The sequence below is a fragment of the Polaribacter pectinis genome (genome assembly GCF_014352875.1).
GTDB classification, from domain to species: Bacteria; Bacteroidota; Bacteroidia; order Flavobacteriales; family Flavobacteriaceae; genus Polaribacter; species Polaribacter pectinis.
This window is the reverse complement of the sequence record NZ_CP060695.1, coordinates 294,326-319,141: the sequence shown is the minus strand read 5'-3', so window position 1 is coordinate 319,141 and position 24,816 is coordinate 294,326. Positions and strand designations below refer to the sequence as shown.

Annotated in this window: 27 protein-coding genes and 1 tRNA gene; all 28 read left to right on the top strand. The window is 29.9% G+C overall.

Going from position 1 to position 24,816, the window contains the following annotated elements; translation table 11 throughout:
* The 28 genes from H9W90_RS01540 to H9W90_RS01405 all read left to right on the top strand — a co-directional run bounded on the left by H9W90_RS01540 (position 1) and on the right by H9W90_RS01405 (position 24,771).
* Positions 1 to 228: a hypothetical protein gene (locus H9W90_RS01540; protein ID WP_187482730.1), complete on the top strand. Its 228-nt coding sequence runs from the start codon at positions 1 to 3 to the stop codon at positions 226 to 228.
* Between the two features lie 78 nt (positions 229 to 306).
* Complete coding sequence (locus tag H9W90_RS01535) at positions 307 to 522, top strand: hypothetical protein (protein WP_088353194.1); 216 nt, start codon at positions 307 to 309, stop codon at positions 520 to 522.
* Positions 523 to 529: 7 nt separating this feature from the next.
* Positions 530 to 1,213, top strand: a complete 684-nt coding sequence (locus tag H9W90_RS01530) for an SDR family NAD(P)-dependent oxidoreductase (protein ID WP_187482729.1) — start codon at positions 530 to 532, stop codon at positions 1,211 to 1,213.
* Between the two features lie 3 nt (positions 1,214 to 1,216).
* On the top strand, positions 1,217 to 1,690 hold the full coding sequence (locus tag H9W90_RS01525) for a glutathione peroxidase (protein WP_187482728.1): 474 nt from the start codon (positions 1,217 to 1,219) through the stop codon (positions 1,688 to 1,690).
* Entirely contained in the window at positions 1,690 to 1,863 is a 174-nt protein-coding gene (locus H9W90_RS01520; RefSeq protein ID WP_187482727.1) for a Lacal_2735 family protein, read from the top strand. Before H9W90_RS01525 ends, H9W90_RS01520 begins: the two co-directional genes overlap by 1 nt.
* 2 nt (positions 1,864 to 1,865) lie before the next feature.
* Positions 1,866 to 2,327, top strand: coding sequence for a TspO/MBR family protein (locus tag H9W90_RS01515; RefSeq protein ID WP_187482726.1), 462 nt, complete (start codon positions 1,866 to 1,868; stop codon positions 2,325 to 2,327).
* 1 nt (position 2,328) lies between these two features.
* On the top strand, positions 2,329 to 2,793 hold the full coding sequence (locus H9W90_RS01510; RefSeq protein ID WP_187482725.1) for an SRPBCC family protein: 465 nt from the start codon (positions 2,329 to 2,331) through the stop codon (positions 2,791 to 2,793).
* A 1-nt stretch (position 2,794) separates the two neighbouring features.
* Entirely contained in the window at positions 2,795 to 4,099 is a 1,305-nt protein-coding gene (locus H9W90_RS01505) for a cryptochrome/photolyase family protein (protein ID WP_187482724.1), read from the top strand.
* Between the two features lie 36 nt (positions 4,100 to 4,135).
* Positions 4,136 to 4,498 (top strand): nuclear transport factor 2 family protein, encoded by a 363-nt coding sequence (locus H9W90_RS01500; protein ID WP_187482723.1) that lies wholly within the window; start codon positions 4,136 to 4,138, stop codon positions 4,496 to 4,498.
* A 122-nt stretch (positions 4,499 to 4,620) separates the two neighbouring features.
* Positions 4,621 to 4,694: transfer RNA gene (locus tag H9W90_RS01495), tRNA-Thr, on the top strand.
* Positions 4,695 to 4,961: 267 nt separating this feature from the next.
* Positions 4,962 to 6,797 (top strand): wax ester/triacylglycerol synthase family O-acyltransferase, encoded by a 1,836-nt coding sequence (locus H9W90_RS01490; RefSeq protein WP_187482722.1) that lies wholly within the window; start codon positions 4,962 to 4,964, stop codon positions 6,795 to 6,797.
* The gene (locus H9W90_RS01485; RefSeq protein ID WP_187482721.1) at positions 6,798 to 7,730 is read left to right on the top strand and encodes an alpha/beta hydrolase; all 933 of its coding nucleotides are present in this window, start codon (positions 6,798 to 6,800) and stop codon (positions 7,728 to 7,730) included.
* 10 nt (positions 7,731 to 7,740) lie between these two features.
* Positions 7,741 to 8,901 carry an alpha/beta fold hydrolase gene (locus H9W90_RS01480; protein ID WP_187482720.1) on the top strand — a complete coding sequence of 387 codons (1,161 nt, stop codon included), beginning with the start codon at positions 7,741 to 7,743 and terminating at the stop codon, positions 8,899 to 8,901.
* Positions 8,902 to 8,903: 2 nt separating this feature from the next.
* Positions 8,904 to 12,149: an HAD-IB family hydrolase gene (locus H9W90_RS01475; protein WP_187482719.1), complete on the top strand. Its 3,246-nt coding sequence runs from the start codon at positions 8,904 to 8,906 to the stop codon at positions 12,147 to 12,149.
* Positions 12,150 to 12,168: 19 nt separating this feature from the next.
* Entirely contained in the window at positions 12,169 to 13,170 is a 1,002-nt protein-coding gene (locus H9W90_RS01470; protein WP_187482718.1) for an NAD(P)H-dependent glycerol-3-phosphate dehydrogenase, read from the top strand.
* 10 nt (positions 13,171 to 13,180) lie between these two features.
* The gene (locus H9W90_RS01465; protein WP_187482717.1) at positions 13,181 to 13,696 is read left to right on the top strand and encodes a hypothetical protein; all 516 of its coding nucleotides are present in this window, start codon (positions 13,181 to 13,183) and stop codon (positions 13,694 to 13,696) included.
* A gap of 8 nt (positions 13,697 to 13,704) precedes the next feature.
* Positions 13,705 to 14,508, top strand: coding sequence for a bacterial transcriptional activator domain-containing protein (locus tag H9W90_RS01460; RefSeq protein ID WP_187482716.1), 804 nt, complete (start codon positions 13,705 to 13,707; stop codon positions 14,506 to 14,508).
* A gap of 87 nt (positions 14,509 to 14,595) precedes the next feature.
* Positions 14,596 to 14,853 carry a hypothetical protein gene (locus tag H9W90_RS01455; RefSeq protein ID WP_187482715.1) on the top strand — a complete coding sequence of 86 codons (258 nt, stop codon included), beginning with the start codon at positions 14,596 to 14,598 and terminating at the stop codon, positions 14,851 to 14,853.
* A gap of 75 nt (positions 14,854 to 14,928) precedes the next feature.
* On the top strand, positions 14,929 to 15,804 hold the full coding sequence (locus H9W90_RS01450) for a helix-hairpin-helix domain-containing protein (protein WP_187482714.1): 876 nt from the start codon (positions 14,929 to 14,931) through the stop codon (positions 15,802 to 15,804).
* Positions 15,805 to 15,831: 27 nt separating this feature from the next.
* Positions 15,832 to 16,113, top strand: a complete 282-nt coding sequence (locus H9W90_RS01445) for a hypothetical protein (protein WP_187482713.1) — start codon at positions 15,832 to 15,834, stop codon at positions 16,111 to 16,113.
* Positions 16,114 to 16,221: 108 nt separating this feature from the next.
* Complete coding sequence (locus tag H9W90_RS01440; RefSeq protein WP_088353211.1) at positions 16,222 to 16,878, top strand: TetR family transcriptional regulator C-terminal domain-containing protein; 657 nt, start codon at positions 16,222 to 16,224, stop codon at positions 16,876 to 16,878.
* 6 nt (positions 16,879 to 16,884) lie between these two features.
* Positions 16,885 to 18,195 carry an ABC1 kinase family protein gene (locus H9W90_RS01435; RefSeq protein ID WP_187482712.1) on the top strand — a complete coding sequence of 437 codons (1,311 nt, stop codon included), beginning with the start codon at positions 16,885 to 16,887 and terminating at the stop codon, positions 18,193 to 18,195.
* Positions 18,196 to 18,232: 37 nt separating this feature from the next.
* On the top strand, positions 18,233 to 18,838 hold the full coding sequence (gene udk / locus H9W90_RS01430) for a uridine kinase (RefSeq protein ID WP_187482711.1): 606 nt from the start codon (positions 18,233 to 18,235) through the stop codon (positions 18,836 to 18,838).
* A 5-nt stretch (positions 18,839 to 18,843) separates the two neighbouring features.
* Positions 18,844 to 19,161 carry an FtsB family cell division protein gene (locus tag H9W90_RS01425; protein ID WP_187482710.1) on the top strand — a complete coding sequence of 106 codons (318 nt, stop codon included), beginning with the start codon at positions 18,844 to 18,846 and terminating at the stop codon, positions 19,159 to 19,161.
* A complete protein-coding gene (locus tag H9W90_RS01420) occupies positions 19,161 to 20,516 on the top strand; it encodes a methylmalonyl-CoA mutase subunit beta (RefSeq protein WP_187482709.1) in 1,356 nt (451 codons plus the stop codon). Before H9W90_RS01425 ends, H9W90_RS01420 begins: the two co-directional genes overlap by 1 nt.
* A gap of 10 nt (positions 20,517 to 20,526) precedes the next feature.
* Positions 20,527 to 20,862, top strand: coding sequence for a hypothetical protein (locus H9W90_RS01415; protein ID WP_187482708.1), 336 nt, complete (start codon positions 20,527 to 20,529; stop codon positions 20,860 to 20,862).
* Positions 20,855 to 22,918, top strand: a complete 2,064-nt coding sequence (gene scpA / locus H9W90_RS01410; protein WP_187482707.1) for a methylmalonyl-CoA mutase — start codon at positions 20,855 to 20,857, stop codon at positions 22,916 to 22,918. The genes H9W90_RS01415 and scpA overlap by 8 nt, the downstream gene beginning before the upstream one ends.
* A gap of 110 nt (positions 22,919 to 23,028) precedes the next feature.
* Entirely contained in the window at positions 23,029 to 24,771 is a 1,743-nt protein-coding gene (locus H9W90_RS01405) for an APC family permease (RefSeq protein ID WP_187482706.1), read from the top strand.
* Positions 24,772 to 24,816: the final 45 nt, after the last annotated feature.

Below are 24,816 nucleotides of genomic sequence, written 5' to 3'. Positions count from 1 at the left end.
ATGAATTTATTAATAAAAAAAGCACTGGAATTTGAGACAAGAAAAATGAGATTCCCAACAACAAGCGATCGTATTATGGCCGCAAGAGAAGCAAAAGATTTGGTCTTGAGTTTAAACGAAATTTACAAAGAAAATAAAGACGAAAAGATTATGGATATCATGAAACGTCTAACTGTAATCAAGCAAAGAATTGAGAAACGTTTAAAGGGAAAACCTTTAACTGCATAATAAATTCACTTTTTGCTTGCTTTTCTAACAATTATAATTATATTCGAAAATTAGATAAAAAATCGAATATACAAGATAATGACATTAAAAGAAAAGGCAGTAGAATTTGAGACAAGAAAATTCTCATTTAAAACTACAAGTGATAGAATTTTAGCATCAAGAGAAGTAAAAGCTTTAGTATTAGAGCTTAACGAAGAATATAAAAAAGAAAAAGATCCAGAATTAATGGATTTGATGAAGCGCTTAACAGTTGTAAAACAAAAAATTGAAAAGCGCTTGAAAGGAAGACCTTAAAAGCACTATGAGAAAAATATTAGTTATTGGAGGAAGCAAAGGAATTGGAAATGCAATTGTAACTGCTTTAGTTGAAGAAAACTCAATTATAAACATAAGCAGATCTGCTCCTTTGCAGCCTCACACTAATCTTACTCATTATAACTGCAATATTTTAGAAGATGCTTTACCAGAAATTGAAGAAATAAACGCTTTAATATACTGTCCTGGAAGCATTAACTTAAAACCAATTTCGAGATTAAAGTTAGAAGATTTTAGAAACGATTTCGAAATTAACGTTGTTGGTGCTGTAAAAGCGATTCAACATTATTTACCTTCACTAAAAAAAGGAAACAACCCAAATATTTTATTATTTAGCACAGTTGCCGCCAAATTAGGTATGCCTTTTCACGCAAGTGTGGCTGCAGCAAAATCTGCTGTGGAAGGTTTAACAAAATCTTTAGGCGCAGAATTAGCACCCACGATTCGTGTAAATGCAATTGCACCCACAGTTACAGATACTGAACTGGCTTCAAAACTTTTAAGAAATGAACGTATGATAGAAAATATCACAGAACGTCATCCTCTTAAAAAATACTTACAACCTACTGAAGTTGCAGATTTAGCAACTTTCTTAATTTCTGACAAAGCAACATCTATTTCCGGACAAATTTTCGAATTAGATTGCGGAATTGTTAGTTTCAAAATTTAAAATATGACCAATATCTACGATATTAAAATTAATAGTTTACAAAATAAAGCTATTGACTTATCTGAATACAAAAACAAATTTATCTTGTTTGTAAATGTCGCTTCGAAATGTGGCTTTACTTCACAATATAAAGAAATGGAAGAATTGAGTAGTCAATACAAAGAAAACTTGGTGGTTATTGGAGTTCCTTGCAATCAATTTGGAAAACAAGAACCTGGAAATGCTTCTGAAATTCAAGAGTTTTGTGAGGTAAATTATGGAGTTTCGTTTCTAATTACAGAAAAAGTAGATGTGAAAGGAATTAACCAACATCCTTTATATACTTGGCTAACAAATAGAGAATTTAATAGCAAAAAAAGTTCTACTGTTAAGTGGAATTTTCAAAAATATTTGGTTTCTCCTGAAGGAAAATTAATCGATTATTATTTTTCAATTACAAAACCATTGAGTTCTAAAATTACTAAACACTTAAAATAATGTTCGGACTTTTCAAAAAGAAATCGGAAGTAGAAAAATTACAAGAAAAATATAAAAAATTGATGGAAGAAGGTTTTAAGCTTCAATCTATCAATAGAAGTGATAGTGATCAGAAATATTTAGAAGCAGATAATTTGTTGAAAGAAATAGAAAAGTTGAAAGCAAATTCTTAAAGATGAAACAATTAAAGTTTACCATATTATTTTTAATCATCAATTTTGGTGGTTTGGCAATTGGAAATTGGCTCATGGAAAATGGACCAATGACAGATTGGTACATCAATTTAAATAAAGCTCCTTGGACACCTCCAGGTTGGGTTTTTGGTGTTGCTTGGACATTAATTATGATTTGCTTTTCCATTTATTTAGGAAAATTGTTTTCTGAAGAAAATTCCAAGAAAATGAAATTATTTTTTCTACTTCAATTTATATTGAATGTAAGTTGGAATTATATTTTCTTCAACCAAAATTTGGTTTTATTTGGGTTGATAACCATTACATTATTGACTTCCCTCCTATTTTATTACTTCTTCAATTTGAGTAATAAAGTAAAATATTACAAATATTTATTACTTCCATATAAGATTTGGCTGTGCATTGCAACTTCCTTAAATCTATATATTTTAATTCATAATTAAGATGAAAATATACACGTTTCACAGAAAACAAAATCTACCAATTTCATTAGAAAAAGGTTGGGAATTCTTATCGAATCCGAAGAATTTAAAAACAATTACTCCAGATTATATGAGTTTTGATATCCTTTCAGGAGCAGACAGACCTATGTATCCTGGACAAATAATTCAATATATTGTTACTCCGATTTTAGGGATAAAAACAAAATGGGTCACAGAAATTACGCACGTAAAAGACAACGAATATTTTGTAGACGAACAACGTTTTGGACCTTATGCTTTATGGCATCACAAACATTTTATCAAAGAAATTGAGGATGGTGTAGAAATGGAAGATATTATAGATTACAAAGTTCCTATGGGAATTTTAGGGCAAATGGTACATCCTTTTTTAGTGAAACCAAAATTGGAAGAAATATTTGAATATAGACAGAAAAAATTGACAGAACTTTTTGGAGAATACAAGTAAAATGAAAGACAAAATAAATATTTTTTGGTTTAGACGTGATTTAAGATTAGATGACAATATAGGTTTTTACAACGCTTTAAAAAGTGAGAATCCTGTTCTACCTATTTTTATTTTTGATGAAAATATTTTAGACAAACTACCAAAAGACGATGCAAGAGTCAACTTTATTTTTGATGAATTGCAAAAAATGAGAAAAACCTTACAAGATGAAAACGACAGTAGTTTGGCTATTTTTCATGGAACTCCAAAGAATATTTATCAAAATTTAATAAAAGAATATAAAATTGATACCGTTTTTACAAATAGAGATTATGAGCCGTATGCAAAAGAAAGAGATGAAGAAATAGAGAAACTATTAGCTGATAGTAACATCAATTTTAAGACTTTTAAAGACCAAGTAATTTTCGAAAAAGACGAAGTTGTAAAAAAAGATGGTACTCCTTATGTGGTTTATACGCCTTTCATGAAAGTGTGGAAAGAAAAATTTAAAACACATAATTTAGATATCTACTACACTAATTCCTTCCTAAAAAATTTGGTAAAAAATACACGTTTACCAAATCTCTCATTGTCTGATTTAGGTTTTACTAAATCGAAACAAGAAATTAAAGAGTACGATGTTACGCCTACTTTAATTCAAGAATACGAAGAAACTAGAAATTTTCCAGCAAAAGATGCTACTTCAAAATTAGGCCCGCATTTACGATTTGGAACGGTTAGCATTCGAAAAATGATAAAAAAAGCCACTGCAGAAAAAAACGAGATTTTCTGGCAGGAATTAATTTGGCGAGAATTTTTTATGCAGATTTTATGGCATTTTCCACAAACTCATAAAGAAGCCTTCAAATCAAAATACGACAGAATTGAGTGGAGAAATAACGAAAAAGAGTTTAAAAAATGGTGCGAAGGTCAAACTGGTTATCCTTTAGTAGATGCAGGAATGCGTGAGTTAAATGAAACTGGTTTTATGCACAATAGAGTAAGAATGTTAGTGGGTAGTTTTTTATGCAAACATTTATTAATCGATTGGAGATGGGGAGAAGCTTATTTTGCAGAAAAATTACACGATTACGAAATGGCAAGTAACGTTGGTAATTGGCAATGGGTTGCAGGTTCTGGTGTAGATGCTTCGCCATATTTTAGAATTTTTAATCCAACAACTCAAATCAAAAAGTTCGATAAAGATTTAAAATATATTAAAAAGTGGGTTCCAGAATTTCAAGAATTAACGTATGCTAAAGAAATCGTAGATCATAAAGAGGCAAGAGAGCGTTGTTTAAAAGTTTATAAAGAAGCTTTAAATTAATTTCCCTAACTTTATTGTCAACCAAAAATAAAATATATGAATACTTTAGAAGTTGCCAATAAATGGCGCCATATGTGCCAAGAAGGAAAAAATTTAGAATGTATTACAGAGTTATATGCAGACAATGTAGTTAGTAGAGAAATGCCTGGTGTTCCTCATGGAGAAGTTGTTTCTGGAAAACAAAATGTATTCGAAAAAAGTAAACAATGGTTAGAAGATGTTGTAGAATTTCACAGCAGTAAAATTTCTGAACCAGTTGTTGCAGACAATCATTTTACAAGCAAAATGAGTTTCGATGTTACATTTAAAAGTAGAGGAAGACAACAAATGGACGAAGTTTGCGTTTTTGAAGTACAGAATGGAAAGATTGCGAATGAGCAATTCTTTTACACCATGTAAAATTTATTATTCTTGTTAGAAAACTTCAATTTATTTTGAAGTTTTTTTTATGCTAAAAAAAAACATTTTTCTTTAGGTCAATTTCATTTTTTGTATTTAATTTGCGCTCGTAAAAACAAAAAGCCGATGTAGCTCAGCTGGCTAGAGCAGCTGATTTGTAATCAGCAGGTCGTGGGTTCGAGTCCCTCCATCGGCTCTTTTTATTAAAAAGTCTCAAATTAATTTTTGAGACTTTTTTTCGTTTTAAAAGGTAGCAATTTAACCTTATTAGAGTATACGTTTGAAAATCAAAAACATAGACATCAACCTACACTAAACTATTCATATTAGAAGCTCTTTTGTTAATTCATTTTTTGCCTTAAAAATCTAACTAATTTTCTTTATCTTGCAGAGTTGCGTGGTATTCTTGCAACAATTTTTTGATCAATTTTAGACTAAAAAGTCAACTTAATTATTTTGATAAATGGCAAAAAAAGTAATAACAGAGCTTCTACAAGACGCAATTGAAACTTCAGCAGAGCAAATTTCTGGACAAGATGCAACTTTTTTATATGCAGATTCACCTTCAAGTCCTATGCACATTGCAACATTAACAATTGTGGAAGGTTCTTTAAAGTTTGATGATTTTAGAGAAATGGTCGCTTCTAAATTACATTTAATTCCGAAATTTAGAAAAAGATTGGTAAATGTGCCATTAAAATTAGATTATCCTTATTGGGCAGATGACCCAAATTTTGATATTGATTTGCATTTGAACCGATTAAAATTGCCAGATCCAGCAAACTGGAAAACCTTAAGAGATTTAACATCGAATATTTTTAGCAGTTCTTTAGATTTAAAAAGACCTTTATGGTCCGTTTATTTTATTGAAGGTTTAGATGAAATTAACCAAATACCTAAAGGTTCTGTAGGAATTGTTACCAAAGTACATCATGTAATGGTAGATGGTAGTTCTGGTGTTGGTATTATGGGATTGCTGTTTGATAAAGATGAAAAAGCAGAAGATAAAAAACCTGCAAAACCAAAACCATTTGACCCAGAACCTTTGCCAGATGAATTGAGTTTGCTTTTAAAAAGCACCTATAGTTTTCTTAAAAACCCTTTAAAAATCCCGAAATTAGTTAGCGAAACTGCTGTTTCTATGATGAAAGGAAAAATAAATGCGCAACTTAAAAACAAAAGAACATTTCAAAAAAGTGCATATCCTGTTCCTAAAACCATTTTTAATGGTTCAGTTTCACCAAAGAGAACTTGGGGAACTGCTATTTTATCTTTCGAAAGAATAAACACGCTTCGTAAAATAATGGACGTAAGTATTAACGATATTATTTTGGCAATTTGTGCTGGTGGAATTCGTAAATATTTAGAAGAAAGAGAGCAATTACCTGTACAACCTTTAGTTGCAAATGTTCCTATTTCTATTCGTGTAAAAGGCGAAAAACAAAAAATGAACAATCAAATTTCTAACATGTTGGTTAGAATTGCAACGCATATAAAAGACCCAATTGAAAGATTAGAATATATACAAGAACAAACAAATTTAGGAAAAACAAGACACAAAGCTGTTGGAGCAAAATCTTTGGCAAAAATGGCAGATGCTGTTCCTTTTGGATTGGCAAATTTAGCTGCTGGTTTGTATAGTAAATACAATATTAAAGAATTTCACAGACCACCTTTTAATGTTACAATTACAAATGTTCCTGGACCAAAAGGTTTGCTCTATTTAAAAGGTCATAAAATTGTTGGTATTTTTGGATTAACGCCTGTTTTAGATGGTTTTGGGTTAATTATTGCTGCTTTTAGTTATAATGGACAAGTAACAATTACTACAACTTCGGATGCGAAAACAATGCCAGATGCTGATAAATTCTCAAGATATATTAGAGATTCTGCAAATGAATTAGAAGAAATTATTCTAAAAAAGAAAGAAGAAAAAACAGTTTCTAAAGTCATTAAATTTAAAAGTATTTCTTTCTTTAATTCCTTTAGAAAATTCTTAAAAGAAAGCAAATCTTTAGATAAAAAACTAAAAGCTGTCTATAGTTTTGAGGTTCATCAAAATGAAACCATTGCATATTGGACATTAGATTTCTCTAAAAAAGAACCTTCTTTAAGTAAGAAAAAAACCGCAAAAGTAAATACTGTCATCACAATTGATGATACTATTTTATACGATGTTTTTAAAGGGAAATTATTATTGGAAGAACTTTTAATTCAGGAAAGAATAAAATTCACAGGAACAAAAAAAGACACAGATTTAATCTTAAAATTAATGTCAACTTTTTTAGAGAAAGCATAAATGGTGTTTATTACAGATACATATAAAACTAAAGACGAGGAAACTATTTTTTACTATAAATGGGAAGTAAAAAAAATGCCTTTAAAAGGTATTGTTCAAATTTCTCATGGAGTTGGCGAACATGCAGGTCGTTATCATTCTATTGCAAAACTTTTACAAGAAAAAGGATATGAAGTATATGCAAATGACCACAGAGTTCATGGAAAATCTGCCGAAAATAAAAACGACTTAGGTTTTTATGATGGTGATAATTATTTTGATGACGCCATAAATGACATGCGTCAATTAACAGAAATCATCAAAAACGAACATCCGAATAAAAAAATAATTCTTTTTGGTCATAGCATGGGTTCTTTGTTAAGTAGAGATTATGTAACAAAATATGGTGACGATTTAGAAGCTTTAATTCTTTCTGGAACTGCCAGTTTTATGAAAGGTTTGGGAACTTTTGGTTTGTACAGCGCAAAAGTTATCAGCAAATTTAAAGGAAGAGAAAGAAGCAATCAACTATTAAAATCGGTGTTTTTTTCTGAATTCAATAAGAAATTTAAACCTAACAGAACAAAAGTAGATTGGATTAGTAGCGATGAAAATGAAGTGGATTTATTTGAAGCAGACCCTTACAGAATAGAAGATTTTTCTTTGAGTGTCTTTTTAGATATTTTAAAAGGAAGTAAAAAAATAAACGAGAAATCAACTTTCAAGAAAACACCAAAAAAATTGCCCATTTTTATTTTTTCGGGTGATAAAGATCCTGTAGGAGAAATGGGTGAAGGTGTAAAAAGAGTTGCAGAAAATTATAAAAAAGCAGGAATTAAAGACCTAACTTTAAAATTATATAAAGGAGGAAGACATGAGATGTTGAATGAAGTGAACAAAGAAGAAGTTCAGCAAGATGTAATTAATTGGTTAGAAAAAAGGACGAAAGTCTAAAACTCAAAACATGGAAAACAACAAAACACTCTATACATCATTTACCAAATTGGCTTTAAAAGTTGCAATGTCTAAAGGAATGACATTAAAAAAAGCCAAAGAAGTAGTTATTCAAAAGTTTGAATTGCATCCTTTTGAAAAAATGATTGTTGGTCTAATTGACAGTAAAAAATTAATCAGAAAAGATGTGGACACATTATTAAAAAACTGTATTTCAGTCTGTGAAGATTTTGGGCCTGATAGAGATTATGTCACTTTAATTATTGTTTTAGAAAGAATTGATAAAATAAAAGCGACAAAAAAAGGAACAGATACTATTTCTGCAAGAATTTTATTGACGTTTAAAAATCAGATTGATACCATCAACACAAAAATTGATGCTCCTCCTCTATTCAATGCCTTATTAGAAACAAGATCTGCTATTGAATGGGTTACCATGTTTGGTATTTATCCTTTTATTCCAAAGCACAAAGCCAGCAAAAACAAACCTGTTTTATTAATGCCTCCATATTTAGGTAATGATGTTTCTACAACTTTTGTACGTAATTATTTAAAATCTGTTGGTTTTAAAACCTATAAATGGGAATTGGGTGTAAATATGATCAACTCTAAATATTTACCAAAATTGATCGAAAAATTAGATGAAATTTTCGAGAAACATCAAGAAAAAGTAAGTCTTGTAGGTTGGTCTGGTGGTGGAATTTTCGCAAAAATAATCGCCAATAGATATCCAGATAAAGTAGAACAATTAATTACTATTGGCTCGCCAGTTTGGGGAGTTAAAAACATGAAAACACCTTTGGTAAGAATGTTAGAATTTTTAAGAGGAAAAACTTTAAGAGCCAGAAATGATAAATTTATACACGAATTGGAGGAAATACCAAATGTTCCTGTAACGTGTATTTACACAAAAACAGACGGACTTTTACCTTGGAAACATTGTATGGAGGCAGAAACGTTGAGAAGTGACATCAAAAACATTGAAGTTTTTGGAAGTCATTGTGGAATGGGCGCAAATGCATCCGTTTTATTAACTGTAGCAAATTCCCTAAACAAAAACATTACTGGTAAAGAACCTAAAGGAATTATTACCAAAGTTGAAAGTTTATTTTTTCCAAAGTTTTGGGAACAAAAAGGCGTTTCTAAATTCACAAATCTATTTTTTAATTGATTATGGAACACACAATGCAAAACATTATTCAGCATGCTGAATTTAAAAATAGTCTTAAAGAAATTGCAAAAGAATTAAAATTAGACCTTTCTGAAGTTCAAAAAACGGCTGCAAATTGTATTGAGGAATTATATTCTCAACAACATCCAATTGCAAATACAGTTTCTGTAAGAGGTTTTCAATATTTGCTTTCAAAAGCTTATAATGACAAAATAGATATTGATCCAAGTGAAATAAAAAAATTAATGAAAATTATGCGACAAAACTCTGTTGCATTTATTTTAACCCATAAAACCTATTTAGATACTGTTGTTTTAGTAAGCACTTTAGCACGTTATGGAATGCCAATTCCGTTTTCTTTTGGCGGTATAAATTTAGCGTTTCCAGGATTTAAACAATTGGGAAAAAACTCTGGATTAATTTTTATAAGAAGAAGTTTTAAAGACGACATCATTTATAAAGCTGCCTTAAGACATTACATTGCTTCTTTAATTGAAAATGGCGATCATCTTACTTGGAATATTGAAGGAACGCGTTCCAGAACAGGTAAAATTGTCTATCCTCAAATGGGGATTTTAAAATACATTATGGAAGGTGAAAAGCAAAGCACCAAAGACATTAAATACATACCAGTTTCTATTGTGTATGATTTAATTCCGGATGTAAAAGAAATGATGGAAGAAGGAAAAGGCAAAGAAAAAAAGTCTGAAAACGTTGCTGCTTTTTTTAAATATTTTAAAAAATTAGGAAATGAATTTGGGAAAGCAGCCATTCGTTTTGGCGATCCTGTAGATGCAAGTGCGCATCAAAATGCCATTATTCCAGATATTGAAGAAGACAGTTATTCAGACAAAAATACGTTGCCAAGATTTGCTTTTGAATTGATTCATAAAGCAAATATGATAACTCCAGTAACAACCGTTTCTTTAGTTTGTAACGTACTTTTAAGCAGTTTTGCACTCACAAAAAAAGAATTAGAGTTTAGTGTTTTAAAGTTGATGAATTACATAGAACAACGAAAAGAAGATGTTCTAATAGACAGAGGAAATAGTATTGCAGTAACTGTGCAAAAAGCATTAAATTTATTAAAAAGTGCTGGAATTGTTCAGAAAAACAAAGCAGGTTATAAAACACAATATAGTTTAACTCAAAATGAGTTTTTAACGGCTACTTATTATGCAAATATGGCTTCTGCTCATTTGTATCACAGAGCTTTTATAGAAATGGCTTTGGTAAAAATTAAAGATGAAAAAACGGATAGAATTTTATCTTTTTGGACAGAAATAATGCGCCTTCGAAATTTATTTAAGTTTGAATTTTTCTATACCAACAAACCACAATTCAGTAGTGAAATTGAAGCTGAATTAGAATTATTTGACAAAAATTGGAGAGCAATTATTAGCAATCCAGAAGGAGATATTGATAAATTATTATCGAAACAAGAATTATTTGTTTCAAAAGCAATTCTTCAAATTTATTTGGAAGCAAATAAAGTAGTTTGTCACACCTTACATACTTGGGATTTAGAAGATGATTTTAACGATGCTGATTTTATAGAACTATGTCTTTTTAAAGGAAAAGAATTGCATTGGCAATCTCGAATTAGCAGATTAGATAGTGTTTCTAAACCATTTTTGGTAAGCGCTTTACGTTTGGCAAAAAACAGCAAACTAACTCCTATTGATAAAAAAATAGATTTTAAAGAATTAGATATTTGGATGGAATTGTTAGACAATTTAACAGAACGTCTAAATTATCTTCGTAGATTAGAAGTTGTCATCAACAAAAAAAGCATTCAACAAAACAATGAAACAGCAACAGAAATTGTTCCTGGTTCAGAATTAAATAGTGTTTCTAAACAAATCGAAAAACAAGAAGAAGGGCCACATATTGCTGCTTTTTTCGATTTAGACAGAACGTTAATCAATGATTTTTCAGCAAAGAAATTTATGCAATCGAGATTATTTAGTGGAAAATCTACCGCCAAAGAATTGCTTTCTCAATTTGCAACAATTTTAATTTATGCAGCAGGAAATAGAGATTTTGAAATTCTAACAAAAATTTCTGCATCTGGTGTAAAAGGAATCAAAGAAAAAGATTTTTACGATTTAGGTGAAGAAGTGTATGCAAATCATTTAGCAAATACAATTTATCCAGAATCGAGAGCATTAATTGCTTCACATTTAGAAAAAGGACATCAAGTTGTTATTATTTCTGCAGCAACACGTTATCAAGTAACTCCAATTGCCAACGAATTAGGAATTACTGATATTTACTGTACAGAGATGGAAATACGAAAAGGAAAATTTACAGGTTCTATTAGTGAAATGTGTTGGGCAGAAGGAAAAGCGAAAGCTGGAAGAAAGTTTGCAAAATCAAATAATATCGATTTATCTAAAAGTTTCTTTTACACAGACAGTATAGATGATTTCCCATTAATGGAAATTGTTGGAAATCCGGTTGCGACAAATCCTGACAGTAGATTATCTCAAGTTGCTTTCGAAAGTAATTGGCCTATTCTTCGTTTTAAAGAAACCAAAAAGAAACCAATTATTAATGGCGTAAGAACTGCTTTGGCAGGCGCAAGTATTTATCCATCAGCATTTAAAGGATTAGTTACAGGAACTTTAAAAATGTCGAGACAAGAAGGTGCAAATGCAACTTTTGCAAGTATTGGCGATTTAGGAACAAAATTGGCTGGATTAGATATTGCAGTAAAAGGAAAACATAATTTAGAAGATTTTAGACCCGCAGTTTTTTGTTTCAACCACCAAAGTTCTGCGGATTTTTTCATTTTGATGAAATTATTACGAAAAGACATTGCTGGAGTTGCGAAAAAGGAATTAGAATACACACCAATGGGACCAATTTTTAAAGCTATGGGTGCTATTTTTATTGATAGATCTGATAAAACAAAAGCAATTGCAGCCATGAAACCTGCAGTACAAGCTTTAAAAGACGGAATTTCTATAGTAATTGCGCCAGAAGGCACCAGAAGTGGAACTAAAACTTTAGGGAAATTTAAAAAAGGTGCGTTTCATTTAGCAATGAAAGGTGGAGTTCCAATTATACCAATTGTAATTAAAAACGCATATATGGCAATGCCAAAAGGAAGTAAAATCTTTAAACCAACGCATATAGAAGTGGTTGTTTTAGATCCTGTAGATACTTCTGAATGGAAACCAAAAAATATAGATACGTACGTGGAAGATGTTCGTAATTTATTTCAGAAAGAATTAGAAAATTAATCAACTAAAAGTACATTTTATGAAACTAAAAGTAGGATTATTAGGTGGTGGATCTTGGGGAACAACTGTTGCTTCTTTAACTGCAAAAAATGCGGAAACAATTCTTTGGGCAAGAAACCAAGAAACAGTTAACGAGATTAATGAGCATCATACAAATGAGAAATATTTGCCAAATGCTAAACTAACATCTTCCTTAAGAGCATCATCATCCATAAAAGAAACTGTAGAAGAAGCAGATGTTATTGTTATGGGCGTTCCTGCACAAAGTTTTAGAAAAGTTTTAGAAGAAGCAAAACCTCATATTCGACCTTGGGTTCCTATTATAAACTTGGCAAAAGGTTTAGAGATTAGCACAAAAATGCGAATGACAGAAATTGTTAACGAAATAATGCCTGGACATCCTGCAGGAGTTTTAACGGGTCCAAATTTGGCAAAAGAAATTCATTTTGGAAACGCTGCTGCTGCTGTTATTGCAATGGTTGACAAGTCTATTGCAACCAGATTACAAAGCGTTTTTAGTTCTGGTCTTTTTCGTGTGTATACAAATACAGATGTTATTGGTTGTGAATTAGGTGGCGCTTTAAAAAACATTATTGCCATTGCAACAGGAATGGGAGATGGCGCAAATGCAGGGGACAACACAAGAGCCGCAATTATTACCAGAGGTTTGTCGGAATTGACAAGGTTGGGAATTGCAATGGGTGGAAAACAAAGAACATTTGCAGGTTTAGCAGGAATGGGAGATTTAGTGGCAACTTGTTCGAGTGCTAAAAGTAGAAATCATCATGTTGGTTTTCAATTAGGAAGAGGAAAAAGTTTAGGGCAAATTATTAACGAAATGAATGAAGTTGCAGAAGGTGTAAAAACTGCAAAAGTTGTGGTAGAATTAGCAAAAGATTATAATGTTGATATGCCTATTTCTCAAGAAATTTATAAAGTTTTGTACGAAGGAAATACCGTAAATGATGCTTTTAAAGGGTTATTAAGATATGAAGTTGGCTCTGAAAAAGAGCCAGGATAAAATTGAGACTATGACAAAAAAACAAGAACAAACTGCCTCTTTTATGGTGCGTTTTAATCAGCAAATATTTGAAGAAAAAGGAGAATCTTCTGTGCAATGGCGTGGAAAAATCTCTCATATTCAAGATGGAGAAGAACAACGTTTTACGGATTTTAATGATGCACTTTCTTTTATGCAACAAAAATTGGCAGAATTAACAGAAGAAGCTACAAAACATGAAAGTTCAGAAAAGCAAGAAACTATTTTAGATAAAAGTCTTTCTATGTGGAAAACCATTAAAAATGTAGGTCCACAAATTATTAAAGACACTTTAAAAGACCCTAAAAAACAGCTGACGAATTTACAAGATGAAATCCAAGGAAAAATAAGTTCTTTTGGTGAAGAAATTGGCGAGAAAGTTCATATAAATGAATGGAGAAATGCATCAAGATCTGACTTTAATAAAATTCAAAATCAGATTCAAGATTTGTCATCAGAAATGAAAAAATTGACTTCGAAAATTGACAAATTGAACAAAAAGAAGTAGTTATTTATATGTCAGATTTACTTCAACAATTACAAGAATTAGAAATCTTTCAAGAGAATGCAACAATTCGCATTCAAACTTTAGGTGGTTTTAATTTGTGGAGAAATCAAGAAAAAATAGATGCTAAAGAATGGGGAAGAGATAAAACCATTCAGCTTTTACAATATTTAATTTCATACAGAAAAAGAAACGCGCTTCACAAAGAAAAAATAATGGATCATCTTTGGGAAGATTGGAACGACAGAGATTTTAAAGTGGCACTTCATGGAATTAACAAGGTTTTAGAACCCAACAGACCTTCTAGAACTGAAGCGATTTACATTACAAGGCAAGGTGTTAGTTATCAAATTGATTTGGAAAAACTTTGGATTGATGTTGAAGCGTTAGAAAAATATATCATTTTAGGAAATCAGGCTTTTGAAGTTGATAATGAAGTTGCTAAAAAAGCATATCAAAATGCTATAAATTTATACAAAGGTTCTTATTTACCAAACAGAATTTACGAAGATTGGACTTCCGAAGAAAGAGAAAGATCGCAGTTACTTATTTTAGGAGCCTATATTACTTTAGCAGAAATTTTATTGGAAGAAAAACCTATAGAAAGTATTCGTTTGGCGCAAAATGCATTGGCAATTGATGCTGCTTGGGAAGAAGCTTACAGAATACAAATGAAGGCTTATATTGTTAAAGGCAACAGACCTCAAGCAATAAAAACCTATATGAAATGTGAGGTTATTTTAGAAGAAGAGTATGGAATTTCTCCACTTCCTGAAACAAAAAAACTACTACAAGAAATAGAAGCAATTACCTAAAATACAACCTCTTACTTAATCTGCAACTCATTTGCAACTTCCATTTTTTATGTTTGCATCATAATTAGTAAATAAAACTAAAAAAAGATGAAAACTATTTCAACAATAAATATAAAAGACAATACATTAAAGTTAAATGATTTCGCTTTAGAATCTACAGAAAAAGCTGTTTTGAAAACAATAAATACAACTGAAGATTTACAAAAATTTACAGCAAAGAAATTAAAAAGCACTTTAAGTTTTACAGCAAAGCAACAAGAAAATTTCTTCAATAAAGCTGAAAATGTAAAAAGTTTGGTTTGGAAAAAAATAAACAAAACTGTAGATTTTTTCAGTAAAAACTAAAATGCAACTCATCTGCAACTAACAGAAATTATATTTGCAGTATAAATTAATAAACAACGCACAAAAACATATATTATGGCAACAAAAAAATCTAAAAAAGATAACAAATTAGGAAAAGCAAAAGCAATCGTAAAGAAAATAAATAACGATTTAATTGATGCTTCTTTTAACGCAATTGAAACTACTGTTAAGACAGGAGAAAAATGGCAAAAATTAACGGCTAAATTAGTAAAGAAAGCAGAACCATTAACAAAGCAACAAATTAATATGGTTGTAGAAACTGCAGAATCTATTAAAGGTCAGTTAGAAAACGGAACAGAGCGTTTAAAAACATTGGTTGGTTACGACCCAAAAATGTTAGAAAATGCAAAGAAAATGGTATCTGAACATCCTTTAGTTGAAAAAGCTGAAGAAATGAAAGACAAAATCGAAAAAGAAGTTTCTAACAATAAATTAGTTAAGAAAGCAGAAAAAATGTCTTCTAAATTAAAAAAGAACATCACAAATACAATTGAAGATGTTAAAGAAAAAATAGAAGATTATACAGAAGACGTTATTGATGACGTAAAAGGAAAGGTAAATAAAGCTACAGGTACAAAATCTAAAAAAGCTCCAGCTAAAAAAACTACTACTAAAAAAACGGCTCCAAAGAAAAAAGCGGTTACTAAAAAAGTAGAAGTTGAAGTAGAAAAAGTAGTGGTTGTAAAAACGGATGTAAAAGACGATTTAAAAGTAATTAAAGGAATTGGACCTGTTTTAGAAACTTCTTTAAATGATTTAGGTGTAACTGCTTATGATCAAATTGCAAAAATGACGCTTAAAAACATGAATCAATTGTTGACTGATGCAGGAATAAATGCAAAAATTTATGATTTATCTGGTTGGAAAGCACAAGCAAAATTGGCTTTAAAAGGAGATATGGAAGCAGTTAAAAACTGGGAGAAGAAATAATTTTATCAACTTTAAAAATTCATACAAATGAAAACTAAAAATATAAAAGTTACCGAAAAATTAAACAACGTAATTGATACTGCAAAAAATTCTGCAAAAAAAGCAAATGATTATGCTTTAAACACAACTGAAGAAGTAGTTTTAGAAACAATTACAATTGCTGAAAACTGGCAAAAAGTAACTGACAAAGCTTTAAAAGGTGGCGTAAAGTTAATGGCGAATCAACAAAATTTAATTTTTGATACGTTAGAATCAGTAAAAGCTCAAATAATAGATGGAAAGAAAAAGTTAAGCAAAGTTTTTGCTTAAAAAGTTCCCTAACATTTAGATAAAAACCAAGTTAAATTTTAACTTGGTTTTTTGTTTTTATATCATTTCTTATTCTTTTAACCATAAAACGTTTCGTATTTTTGTTACATGGCAAAAAAGAAAAAAGTTTCTAAATTAGACATCCTTACTTTGTACATGGATTTCGTTGTAGAACATCAAAACAAACCTTTAGATGTTGAAGATTTCTGTGAAACTGTAAAGATTGAAACAACTTCTTTTCACAAACATTTTAAGTCTTTAAAAAAAGTTGAAAAAACAGTTTTTAAAGAACTTTTTAATAATTCTTTAGAAGTATTAAATGAAAGTGAAGAATTTGTTTCTTTCGATAAAAAAAATCAACTTTTAAGTTTATACTTTACTTTTTTTGAGAACCTAAATTTAAACAGAGAATACATTGTTATTGTTTTAAAAGGTTGTAAAAACAAGATAAAATCATTCAGTACATTTTCTGATTTAAAAAAGGAATTTATTCAATTTGTTAATCATTTAGAGATTTCTGAAAGCATCTTACCTATTGATGGTCTAGAAAAAGCACAGAGAAAGTTTGTTGGAGAATCTGCCTGGATTCAACTTTTTTTAACCATTAAATTTTGGTTAGATGACACTTCTGAATCTTTTGAAAAAACCGATATTTTAATTGAGAAATCTATCAATACAAGTTTTGAGCTTTTAGAAAATAATTTTCTAAAAAACGCTTTAGATTTAGGGAAATTTATCTACAAAGAAAAGTTTCAAAAAGAATAAAACACTATGAAAAAAGCAAGCAAAATACCTATTTCTAAATTACAAAGAGCTTCTAAATTAGTTACAACAGGCGCAAAAGTTGGTGTAAATTATTTAAAATATTACGGAAATAAAATTACAGAAACTGAAGAAGAAGCAAGAGAAAAACTAAATAAATCGAATGCAGAAGATATTTACGATAGCTTAAAAGACTTAAAAGGAAGTCCGCTTAAAGTTGCGCAAATGTTAAGCATGGAAAAAAGTATTTTACCAAGAGCATACGTAGAAAAATTTTCTTTAGCGCAATTTTCTGTTCCACCACTTTCTGAAGCCTTGGTTTCTAAAACTTTTAAAAAGAGTTTTGGAAAATTCCCAAGTGACATTTACGATTCTTTTGATTTAAAAGCATACAATGCAGCAAGTATTGGACAAGTTCATAAAGCAGAGAAGGATGGTAAAAAATTAGCTGTTAAAATTCAATATCCAGGAGTTTCAGACAGTATAAAATCTGATTTAGCATTGCTAAAACCTTTTGTTATTAGAATGTTTAACATGAAAGGAAAAATGTCTGATGAGTATTTTTTAGAGGTTCAAAATAAATTATTAGAAGAAACAGACTACGTTTTAGAAGTAGAACAAAGCCAAGAAATTGTTGACGCTTGTAAAGATATCCCAAATTTAGCTTTCCCTAGTTATTACAAGGAACTGTCGTCTAAACAGATAATTACAATGGATTGGATGCAAGGAATCCATTTATCAGAATTTACAAACACCAACACAAATCAAGAAAAAGCAAATTTACTTGGACAAGCTTTGTGGGATTTTTATATGTTTCAAATTCATAATTTAAAAAAGGTACATGCAGATCCTCATCCAGGGAATTTTTTAATTTCTGAAGATGATAAATTAGTCGCTTTAGATTTTGGTTGTATGAAAACAATTCCTTTAGATTTTTACAACCCGTATTTTGTTTTAGCAAACAAAGAAACGCTTGCTAATGATACATTATTTGATGAGAAAATGTACGAATTAGAAATTTTATTGAAAGATGATAGTAAAGAAGAATTAGAATTTTTTAGAGCGATGTTTCATGAAATGCTATCTATTTTTACACAACCTTTTCACGTAGAAACTTTTGATTTTTCTGACGAAGTATTTTTTAATAAAATATCTGAATTTGGCGAACGTTATTCTAAAAGTGCAGAATTAAGATCTATGAATGGTAGTAGAGGTTCCAAGCATTTTATTTACATGAATAGAACTTTTTTCGGGCTCTATAATTTAATGTTCGATTTAAAAGCGAAAGACATTAAAATTAATAATTATCTTAAATTATAAAATCTTTACTATTTTAGTAAATTAAATACTGTTTTTTATGCTTATAATTGGAATTGCTGGTGGAACTGGAAGTGGAAAAACCACAGTTGTAAATCAAATAATTAAACAATTACCAACGGATGAAGTTTGTGTAATTTCTCAAGATTCTTACTACAATGCAACAGATGATATGCCTTATGAAGAAAGAACTAAAATTAATTTCGATCATCCAAGAGCAATAGATTTTGAATTAATTATTAAACATTTAAAAGCCTTAAAATCTGGCAAAACTGTTAACCAACCAGTGTATTCTTTTGTAACTCACAACAGAACAAAAGATACTGTAAAAACACACCCAAGAAAGGTGGTTATTGTGGAAGGAATTTTAATTTTCAATAATAAAGATTTAAGAGATTTATTTGACATTAAGATTTTTGTACATGCAGAAACAGATGAGCGTTTAATAAGAAGATTAAAAAGAGATATTTCTGAAAGAGGAAGAGATTTAGATGAAGTTTTAAGCAGATATCAATCTACCTTAAAACCTATGCATCAACAATTTATAGAACCAACAAAAAACTTTGCAGACTTAATTATACCTAATGATAGGTTTAATACTGTTGCCATAGATATTGTTAGAACTGTAATAAACGAACGTTTGTAAACGGTATGTCTTTTAACCAATTTAAAAACAATAAAGTAGTAAAAATATTTACAAATACGTATGTAATTATTTTAACCTTTTTTATCATTTGGATGTTTTTTTGGGATGACAATTCCTATTTAGTTCATCGTAGATTTAATTCAGAAATTAACGATTTAGAGCATGCAATTTCATCATATCAAAAGAAAATTAAAGAAGATAAAGCAACCATAAAAAAATTGCAAGATTCTCTTCAATTAGAACGTTTTGCAAGAGAAAAGTATTTAATGAAGAAAGAAAACGAAGATATTTATATTATTGAATTTGATAGCATAAAAAAATAATGGGTAAATTTCTATTTAATGAGTTTGAAAAAAGTTCTGCATCTGCTTGGAAACAGAAAATTCAAGTAGATTTAAAAGGAGCAGATTATAATGATACGCTACTTTGGAAAACCAATGAAGATGTAGTTGTAAAACCTTTTTACACGTCAGAAGATAGAACTCATCAAGAAATAAGTACTCCAGAAAAAGATTTTGTCGTTTGCCAAACTATTTTTATTGATGATGAAAAAATAGCAAATTCTTTAGCTCTAGATGCATTTAAAAGAGGCGCAAAAGCAATTCAATTTAAAGCAAATTCTAAATTCGATTATAAAACAGTTTTTCAAAATATTAAATTCAATAAAACACTTATTTATTTTAGTTTTTCTTTTTTGAATGATGAATTTCAGCTAGAAATCGCAAAATTCATAAGCTCAAACAATATCTATTTCCAAAATGATATTATTGGTAATTTAGCCGAAACTGGCAATTGGCATATCAACTTAAAAGAAGATCATAAAAAGTTAGAAGAGATTGTAAAATCTACTAATAATTGTATTTCAATTTCTGGAGATCTGTATCAAAATGCAGGTGCAAATATTACACAACAATTAGCATATTCTCTGGCACATGCAAATGAATATTTAAATCATTTTGGTGGAGAAATTGCCAATAAAATTCACTTTAAATTTTCTGTAGGAAGTAACTATTTCTTTGAAATTGCAAAATTAAGAGCTTTTAGAATTCTTTGGAAAACACTTTTAAAGGAATACAATATTGTAGATTCGGAAGCTCATTTATTTGTTCAACCAAGTATTCGTAATAAAACATTGTATGATTATAATGTAAATATGTTAAGAACTTCTTCGGAATATATGAGTGCTATTTTAGGCGGTTCTAATACAGTATCTACAGTTTCTTACGATGCAATTTATCATAAATCGAATGAGTTTGGAGAACGAATTGCAAGAAACCAATTGTTAATATTAAAAGAAGAAAGCGGTTTTACGAATGCACAAAATTTTGCAGATGGTACTTATTATATAGAATCATTAACGGAACAACTTTCAGAAAAAGCTCTAACAATTTTTAAAAATATAGAAAAAGGTGGTGGTTTTTTACGCCAATTAAAAGACGGAATAATTCAGAAAAAAATTAAAGAAAGTGCTATTAAAGAAGAAAATCAACTTGATAAAAAAGAAATTTCTTTGGTAGGAACTAATTTACAACAAAACAAAAAAGATACAATGAAAGATCATTTAGAATTGTATCCGTTTGTTAAACAACGAAATATAAAAACATTAATTCCCCCAATAATTAGAAATCGTCTTTCTGAAACAATAGAAAAAGAAAGGTTAGAATTGGAAAAGAATTAAAAGAAAAATTATGGATAGCAAAAGTCAGGAAATTGTTAGACAACAAAATAAGCAAAGGCAACTAAAAGATGATATAGAAGCCATAAAAAAGAAACAACCAACTTATATTATTGGTTTTATCTTATTTACCTTTCTATCATTTTATTTTTTAGAAGATAAGTTTTACAACTTTTTTGGCAACAGCGTAGATTTTTTCATCACAGGAATAATTATTTTAGGGTTGTTTTGCTTATTCTTTATTTATAGAAATCATCTTACCATCAATAAAAAAGATAAAGAAATAAAAGTAATTAGTTCGAAATTATACAAATTGATGAAGTTAGATACTAAAGATACAAATGAGTAGAAAAGAGGTTCAACATATAAAATTAATAGAAAGTAATTCTAATTCAAAACAAGAATTTTCACACGAGAATTTTATTGCAGGAATTGCTCCAAATTTACGTGGACCATATTCTACAATGTATGTTAGAAGACCTTGGACAATCAGACAATATGCAGGTTTTTCTACAGCTGAAGAAAGTAATGCTTTTTACAGGAGAAATTTAGAGGCAGGACAAAAAGGCTTATCCGTTGCTTTTGATTTAGCAACACACAGAGGTTACGATTCAGATCATGAACGTGTGCAAGGAGATGTTGGTAAAGCTGGTGTTGCCATAGATTCTGTGGAAGACATGAAGGTTTTATTCGACCAAATTCCATTGGATAAAATGTCCGTTTCTATGACAATGAATGGTGCAGTTTTACCCATTTTAGCATTTTATATTGTTGCTGCTGAAGAACAAGGAGTTTCTGTAGAACAACTTTCTGGAACTATACAAAATGATATTTTAAAAGAGTTTATGGTGCGAAATACGTACATCTATCCTCCTGCTCCATCCATGAAAATTATTGCGGATATTTTTAAATATACCAGTAATAAAATGCCAAAATTCAATTCTATTTCTATTTCTGGTTATCACATGCAAGAAGCTGGTGCAACAGCAGAAATTGAATTAGCATATACACTTGCAGATGGTTTAGAGTATATTAAAAAAGGAATTGACGCAGGAATGGACATCGATTCTTTTGCACCAAGATTATCATTTTTTTGGGCAATTGGAATGGATCATTTTACTGAAATTGCAAAATTAAGAGCAGCAAGAATGTTGTGGGCAAAAATTGTGAAACAATTCAACCCAAAAAACCCAAAATCTTTAGCATTAAGAACACATTGCCAAACAAGTGGTTGGTCTCTAACAGAACAAGACCCGTTTAATAATGTTGCCAGAACTACAATTGAAGCAATGGCTGCTGTTTTTGGTGGAACACAAAGTTTACATACAAACGCATTAGATGAAGCAATTGCTTTGCCAACAGATTTTTCAGCAAGAATTGCAAGAAATACACAAATTTATTTACAAGAAGAAACGCACATCACAAAAACTGTAGATCCCTGGGCTGGAAGTTATTATGTTGAAGAATTGACAGAAAAAATAGCCAATAAAGCTTGGAAATTAATGGAGGAAGTTGCAGAATTAGGTGGCATGACTAAAGCCATTGAAAAAGGAATTCCGAAAATGAGAATTGAGGAAGCTGCTGCAAAAAAACAAGCAAAAATTGATAGCGGACAAGATGTAATTGTTGGTGTAAATAAATATCAATTAGAAAAAGAAGATCCTTTACATATTTTAGATGTTGATAATGAAGCTGTTCGAAAATCTCAAATAGACAGATTAGATAAATTAAAAGCAGAGAGAAATACATCAGCAGTAAATATATCTTTAGAAGCATTAACAAAAGCTGCAAAAACTGGAGAAGAAAACTTATTAGATTTGGCTGTAAAAGCAGCAAGAAACAGAGCTACTTTAGGTGAAATATCAGATGCTTTAGAAGCAGCTTTCGGTAGACACAAAGCAGTACATAAAACAATTTCTGGCGTGTATAGTAAAGAAATAAAAGAAGATAAACTCTTTAAAAAAGCAAAAGATTTAGCAGATAAATTTGCTGAATTAGAAGGAAGGCGCCCAAGAATTATGATTGCCAAATTAGGGCAAGATGGTCATGACAGAGGTGCAAAAGTTGTGGCAACTGGTTATGCAGATTTAGGTTTCGATGTAGACATTGGTCCACTTTTTCAAACTCCCATTGAAGCAACAAAACAAGCTGTAGAAAATGATGTTCATATTTTAGGAATTTCTTCTCTTGCTGCTGGACACAAAACATTAGTACCACAAGTTATTGCAGAATTAAAAAAATACGGACGAGAAGATATTATGGTAATTGTTGGTGGCGTTATACCTGCACAAGATTATCAATTTTTATTTGATGCTGGAGCTGTAGGTGTTTTTGGCCCAGGAACAAAAATTGCCCAAGCTGCAATTGATATGTTAACTATTTTAATTGATAGTATTGTTGAATAGTTTGGTTTGTTTCTAAACTTAACAAAAAATTTATATAAAATAATTATTAAAATGAAACCAATCAGCATTAAGTTTTAGTTCAATTTTTAAAAAAAGTTTCAAAATAAACTATGTCTGCAAATAAAAAAAAATTAAGCCAACTTGCTGCAACTGCTATTTCTGGTAATGATATAAGTTCTTCCTGCTTATATGTTTCTGCACTTGCTATTGTATATTCTGGACAATATGCTTGGATAGCTCTTCTAATAGTTGGAGCTGTTCTTTTTTTATTTCGAAAAATATATGGTGAAGTAGTTGGAGCATTACCAATGAATGGTGGAGCTTATAATGCTTTATTGAACACTACAAGTAAATCGATGGCGTCTTTGGCAGCTACATTAACTTTACTTTCTTATATGGCTACAGCAGTAATTTCTGCAAACGAAGCAATGCATTATGCTCATATTTTATTCGATAATTTACCAATTATTTTGTCTACAATAATCCTGCTTGCATTATTTATGGGATTAGCAATAATTGGAATAGGAGAATCTTCTAAAGTTGCAATTTTCATCTTTATTTTTCACATAGTTTCACTAATTATTTTATCATTATTTACTTGCATTTATCTCTTTAACAATGGTTTTGACGTATTTACAACCAATTCTAATCTTCCTGTAAAAGGAGGAAGTGTTTCAATAGCATTATTTTTTGGGTTTTCAGCAGCAATGTTAGGTATAAGTGGGTTTGAAAGTTCAGCAAACTTTATCGAAGAACAAAAAAAGGGAGTTTTTCCCAAAACACTTCGAAATATGTGGATAGTTGTCACTGTTTTTAATCCATTAATGGCTTTTTTAGCTTTATCAGTAATACCTATTCCAGAAATTAATCAAAATCAAGAAGCGCTTTTATCCTATATGGGAAATTTATCAGGAGGTTCTTGGCTATCTGTTTTAATATCAATAGACGCTGCCCTTGTTTTAAGTGGTGCAGTTCTTACCTCATTTATAGGTGTAAATGGATTAGTTGAAAGAATGTCTTTAGATAGAGTATTGCCTCCTTTTTTATTGAAGAAAAATAAAAGAGGTAGTTCTTATAGAATTTCTATCGGTTTCTTTTTATTATGTATTTCTATTTTATTAATTACAAATGGAGAGTTAAGTGCTTTGGCTGGTGTTTATACTATTGCTTTTTTGTCTGTTATGGTTTTATTTGGAATAGGAAATATTCTATTAAAAGTAAAACGAGAAAAATTAGCAAGACCAGAGAAATCATCTTGGCCACTTTTAATAATTGCAATTATAGCGATAGTAGTTGCAATTATTGGAAATATTATTTTAAACCCGCCCTATTTACTTGTATTTTTTGATTATTTTATACCATCAATTTTGGTTGTGGGAATTATGCTAAATAGAACATTAATTCTTAAAGTTTTTTTACAAATAATAAAATATGTTTTATCACCATTTGATAATTTTTTGAAAAAAACCAATGATGAAGTGTTGAGACAAATTGATAAGATAAACTCGCAAGAATTTGTCTATTTCACTAGAGATGAAAACATTGAAACCCTTAATAATGTAATGTTATACATTAGAAAAAATGAAAACACGAAAAAACTAAAGATTGTAGCAACACTCGAGGATGGTAAAAAAGCCTCTTCTCGCTTAAAATCTGATTTAAAAGTTTTAGATAGAGAATATCCTAAAATAAAAATTGATTTTATTGAATTAGAAGATAGTTTTAGTCCAAATTTGATAAAAAAGTTATCAAAAAAATGGAACATTCCTGTTAACTTTATGTTTATGGCTTCTCCTGGTAACGATTTTCAATTTAAGGTAGAAGAATTAGGAGGAGTTCGCTTAATAATATAATGATTTGGTTTGTGTTACTTTAGATTATAAGTCAAACAAATCAAA

Bases quoted from the DNA above. Each gene is read 5' to 3' on its own strand.
- H9W90_RS01540 (WP_187482730.1), top strand. From the start codon at position 1: ATGAATTTATTAATAAAAAAAGCACTGGAATTTGAGACAAGAAAAATG.
- H9W90_RS01535 (WP_088353194.1), top strand. From the start codon at position 307: ATGACATTAAAAGAAAAGGCAGTAGAATTTGAGACAAGAAAATTCTCA.
- H9W90_RS01530 (WP_187482729.1), top strand. From the start codon at position 530: ATGAGAAAAATATTAGTTATTGGAGGAAGCAAAGGAATTGGAAATGCA.
- H9W90_RS01525 (WP_187482728.1), top strand. From the start codon at position 1,217: ATGACCAATATCTACGATATTAAAATTAATAGTTTACAAAATAAAGCT.
- H9W90_RS01520 (WP_187482727.1), top strand. From the start codon at position 1,690: ATGTTCGGACTTTTCAAAAAGAAATCGGAAGTAGAAAAATTACAAGAA.
- H9W90_RS01515 (WP_187482726.1), top strand. From the start codon at position 1,866: ATGAAACAATTAAAGTTTACCATATTATTTTTAATCATCAATTTTGGT.
- H9W90_RS01510 (WP_187482725.1), top strand. From the start codon at position 2,329: ATGAAAATATACACGTTTCACAGAAAACAAAATCTACCAATTTCATTA.
- H9W90_RS01505 (WP_187482724.1), top strand. From the start codon at position 2,795: ATGAAAGACAAAATAAATATTTTTTGGTTTAGACGTGATTTAAGATTA.
- H9W90_RS01500 (WP_187482723.1), top strand. From the start codon at position 4,136: ATGAATACTTTAGAAGTTGCCAATAAATGGCGCCATATGTGCCAAGAA.
- H9W90_RS01490 (WP_187482722.1), top strand. From the start codon at position 4,962: ATGGCAAAAAAAGTAATAACAGAGCTTCTACAAGACGCAATTGAAACT.
- H9W90_RS01485 (WP_187482721.1), top strand. From the start codon at position 6,798: ATGGTGTTTATTACAGATACATATAAAACTAAAGACGAGGAAACTATT.
- H9W90_RS01480 (WP_187482720.1), top strand. From the start codon at position 7,741: ATGGAAAACAACAAAACACTCTATACATCATTTACCAAATTGGCTTTA.
- H9W90_RS01475 (WP_187482719.1), top strand. From the start codon at position 8,904: ATGGAACACACAATGCAAAACATTATTCAGCATGCTGAATTTAAAAAT.
- H9W90_RS01470 (WP_187482718.1), top strand. From the start codon at position 12,169: ATGAAACTAAAAGTAGGATTATTAGGTGGTGGATCTTGGGGAACAACT.
- H9W90_RS01465 (WP_187482717.1), top strand. From the start codon at position 13,181: ATGACAAAAAAACAAGAACAAACTGCCTCTTTTATGGTGCGTTTTAAT.
- H9W90_RS01460 (WP_187482716.1), top strand. From the start codon at position 13,705: ATGTCAGATTTACTTCAACAATTACAAGAATTAGAAATCTTTCAAGAG.
- H9W90_RS01455 (WP_187482715.1), top strand. From the start codon at position 14,596: ATGAAAACTATTTCAACAATAAATATAAAAGACAATACATTAAAGTTA.
- H9W90_RS01450 (WP_187482714.1), top strand. From the start codon at position 14,929: ATGGCAACAAAAAAATCTAAAAAAGATAACAAATTAGGAAAAGCAAAA.
- H9W90_RS01445 (WP_187482713.1), top strand. From the start codon at position 15,832: ATGAAAACTAAAAATATAAAAGTTACCGAAAAATTAAACAACGTAATT.
- H9W90_RS01440 (WP_088353211.1), top strand. From the start codon at position 16,222: ATGGCAAAAAAGAAAAAAGTTTCTAAATTAGACATCCTTACTTTGTAC.
- H9W90_RS01435 (WP_187482712.1), top strand. From the start codon at position 16,885: ATGAAAAAAGCAAGCAAAATACCTATTTCTAAATTACAAAGAGCTTCT.
- udk (WP_187482711.1), top strand. From the start codon at position 18,233: ATGCTTATAATTGGAATTGCTGGTGGAACTGGAAGTGGAAAAACCACA.
- H9W90_RS01425 (WP_187482710.1), top strand. From the start codon at position 18,844: ATGTCTTTTAACCAATTTAAAAACAATAAAGTAGTAAAAATATTTACA.
- H9W90_RS01420 (WP_187482709.1), top strand. From the start codon at position 19,161: ATGGGTAAATTTCTATTTAATGAGTTTGAAAAAAGTTCTGCATCTGCT.
- H9W90_RS01415 (WP_187482708.1), top strand. From the start codon at position 20,527: ATGGATAGCAAAAGTCAGGAAATTGTTAGACAACAAAATAAGCAAAGG.
- scpA (WP_187482707.1), top strand. From the start codon at position 20,855: ATGAGTAGAAAAGAGGTTCAACATATAAAATTAATAGAAAGTAATTCT.
- H9W90_RS01405 (WP_187482706.1), top strand. From the start codon at position 23,029: ATGTCTGCAAATAAAAAAAAATTAAGCCAACTTGCTGCAACTGCTATT.